This window comes from Actinotalea sp., from assembly GCF_041597215.1.
In the GTDB taxonomy this organism is placed as follows: domain Bacteria; phylum Actinomycetota; class Actinomycetes; order Actinomycetales; family Cellulomonadaceae; genus Actinotalea.
The window spans coordinates 1-2804 of sequence record NZ_JBFHHB010000326.1; the positions used below are offsets into that span (position 1 = coordinate 1).

A 2804-nucleotide genomic window follows, 5' to 3' on the forward strand; every position below is an offset into this window, starting at 1 on the left:
GAGCTCGACGTCGCGGTGGACACGGCTGCCGCGCACGGCGCTCTCGGAGGGCGCATGGTCGGTGGCGGCTTCGGCGGTTCGGCGATCGCCCTCGTGCGGGTCGACGACGTCGACCGTGTCGCCGCAGCCGTGGACGAGGCGTTCGCCTCGCGGGGCTGGCATGCCCCGGCCTTCCTCGTCGCCCAGGCCGCGGCCCCCGCCGGGCGGGACTGAGGCCCGCACGCCATGACGTGACGCACTGCTGACGCGACAACAGCCCCCCCCGGAACGAGTCCGGTGGGGCTGATGTCTGTCTCTTCGGCACGTTCCGCGACTACCTTGAGAACTTCACCCTGTGATCTGCGTCACACTTGCGACACGCTCGAGTCCCGCACATGCGCAGGCGCACACCCGCGCGCGCGACACGCCTGGCTACACCGCTCATGACGGCTGACCGACCGGCCCACCCCAGAGCGCGGGAGCCGGAGGTCCACACCAGGGCGCACCCCCGTCGACGCGCGGCCTGCCCGTCCCGTTCTCGCCGCTCGACGCCGGCACCGCCTCCACAGCTCCGGGCCGCGACTCGATCGGTCGCCCGTCGGACCTGGTGAACTCCCATCCTCCGCCGCGACGGAGGATCCGGATACGACGCCGGTGCACCCAGTCATGGTGGAACCAGCACAGCAGCACTCCGTTCGCGACCGACGTGACTCCGCCGTGGGCCCAGGAGCGCACGTGGTGCACCTCCCCGAGCGTCACCGGCGCGCCGCAGCCGGGGTACCGGCACGAGCGATCGCGTGCGATGACCGCGCGACGCTGCTGGCCTGTGTACGTGCGGCGCGCACGACCGACGTCGAGCACCTCACCCTCGGGCCCGAAGACGACGCGGGAGACCTCGCTGTCGCACGCCAGCCGTGCGAAGACGGACGGCGGGAGGGGCCGGCCCGCAGCGAGCTCAGGCACGTCCGGGACGGCAGCGGCCGGACCCGCGCCCACGCTCTCGCCCGGGACGGCCCTGTCGACGCGGTCGGCGCACGCTCCACCGTCGGCACCGCAGGTGCCGCCCGCACCGTCGGCACCGCAGGCACCACCCCCACCGCAGGCACCACCACCGTCGCGGCAGTCGCCGCGGTCGCGGCAGCCGCCGCCGTCGCGACAGTCGCCACCGCCGTCCGCCTCAGCCGCCTCGTGGACCAGGCGCTGCATGGCCTCCCAGGAGACGTGCACGGTGATGTGCGGGCGCACCGACTGACCGCTACCCGTGAGGCCCCTGTCGAGGACGAGACGAGCAGTGTCCACCAGGGCTGCGGCCTGACGTTCCTCCCTGGACCGCTCGTCCGACGCCGCGGGGACACCCGCGACCGACCGCAGCACTGTTGCGAGCACCTCACCGTGCTCGTGGGTGAGGAATCCCTGAACCGCCACACCGTCCTCACGGCGGGACAGGGTCAGGTACTCCTTGGCGGCGGCCAGCTCATGCTCCCGATCAGCGGCGGCGGCATCGACGCGGGCGGCCCAGCGCTGCACCTCGACGCGGAACCTGTCGACCGGAAGCAGCGCGGCTCGAGCGAGCAGGTAGCCCTCGTTCTCCTCGGGGCGGTCACCCGCGAGCGCCGCGAGACGGGCCGGGCTCGTGGGTGCGACCCGGGCGAGGACCTGCGCATGCTCGAGCGAGACCCGGCCCGAGGCGACCGCTGCCGCTGCGCCCGGCAGCGACTCCTCGAGTGCGCGCCCCAGGGCGACCTCCCGCCGCACCGCGCCGGTGGAGGTGTGGTGGCGCCGTGCCATCCAGTCACCGAAGGTGCGCTCCCCGCCGGCCTCCCAGCGCCCGTCCGCCTCGACGCGGGCGAGCAGCCTCGCCGCGAACACCGAGAGTTGGTCGACCGCGGCGCGGAGCTCCGCATGCAGAGCCGGACCCTCGCCGCCGTCGACGACAGCCGGGTCGAGTCCGAGCAAGGCGGAGACCTCCGCACGGACCGCACGCACCTGCGCGCGAAGCGCGTCGACCGCAGAGTCCACGCCCCCACCCCCTCGCCGCGCTGTTCGAACAAGCGTACGAAGATCGCACGGCGATCGGGAGCGGGACCCTCGACGCTGTGGACGGAGTTCCGACGAGGGATAGGTGGACGTGCGCTGCACCCCGCTCCCTACCCGCGGCGGAGGTGCTCGCACTAGCCTCCGCGCATGGGCTACGACGCAGAGGACGGCCAGGCCGTGGACGCCAGGTATTCGAAGCTGGAGACGGGGGCGCTCCTGTGCCTCCTGCCGCTGCTCGAGGAGGAGGCCCGCCTCGCGAACGAGACGACCGCCGAGCACGGAGTCAGACTGAAGGAGGCCCAGGGCCTCGCCGACCAGGATCGCTGGCGGGCAGCCGTGGTGGCATGGACGGACTACGCCTACGACCTGCGGACCCGCAGCGCCACGGTGAGAGAGCATCTGATCCGCCGAGGGCTGCTGCCGACGCCGCCGAGAACTGCGGCGTAGTCGGGGTCCAGACCAGAGACCGGTCACACACGCGGCTGGGGACCCAGGGCTTGACGGGCTGCTCCAGGCGTGTGAGTGTGTGCACGTTCACAGATCATTCACAACTCTTCGCGATCCCCATGTGTGCACGTGCACATATGGGGATCCAGCTGCCTGATCTGGTTCCTTCCTCCGCACGTCCGTATCAACGACGATATTGGAGCAGCCGTGACCCCTCCCCTCCTCACGAGCGCCTGGCGACGTGCCGCGCTCACCACCGCCGCAGCGCTGGTCGTGTCCGCTGTCGGCGTCCTGCCGTCCGCGGCAGGAAGCACCAGCGCGACACCTGCCTCCGCGGCCAC

General features: G+C 72.5%; 2 protein-coding genes and 1 pseudogene. 2 read left to right on the plus strand and 1 reads right to left on the minus strand.

Features of this window, described 5'->3' with window-relative positions; genetic code table 11:
• Positions 1-213 (plus strand): annotated as a pseudogene (locus tag ABWK99_RS15480) (galactokinase); the annotation flags it as partial.
• A gap of 207 nt (positions 214-420) precedes the next feature.
• Here ABWK99_RS15480 and ABWK99_RS15485 read toward each other — a convergent pair.
• Positions 421-1998, minus strand: a complete 1578-nt coding sequence (locus tag ABWK99_RS15485; protein WP_372595584.1) for a DUF222 domain-containing protein — start codon at positions 1996-1998, stop codon at positions 421-423.
• A 165-nt stretch (positions 1999-2163) separates the two neighbouring features.
• Here ABWK99_RS15485 and ABWK99_RS15490 point away from each other — a divergent pair, with 165 nt between their 5' ends.
• A complete protein-coding gene (locus ABWK99_RS15490; RefSeq protein ID WP_372595585.1) occupies positions 2164-2463 on the plus strand; it encodes a hypothetical protein in 300 nt (99 codons plus the stop codon).
• Positions 2464-2804: the final 341 nt, after the last annotated feature.

Coding starts and splice junctions, on each gene's coding strand:
- ABWK99_RS15490 (WP_372595585.1), top strand. CDS start 2,164: ATGGGCTACGACGCAGAGGACGGCCAGGCCGTGGACGCCAGGTATTCG.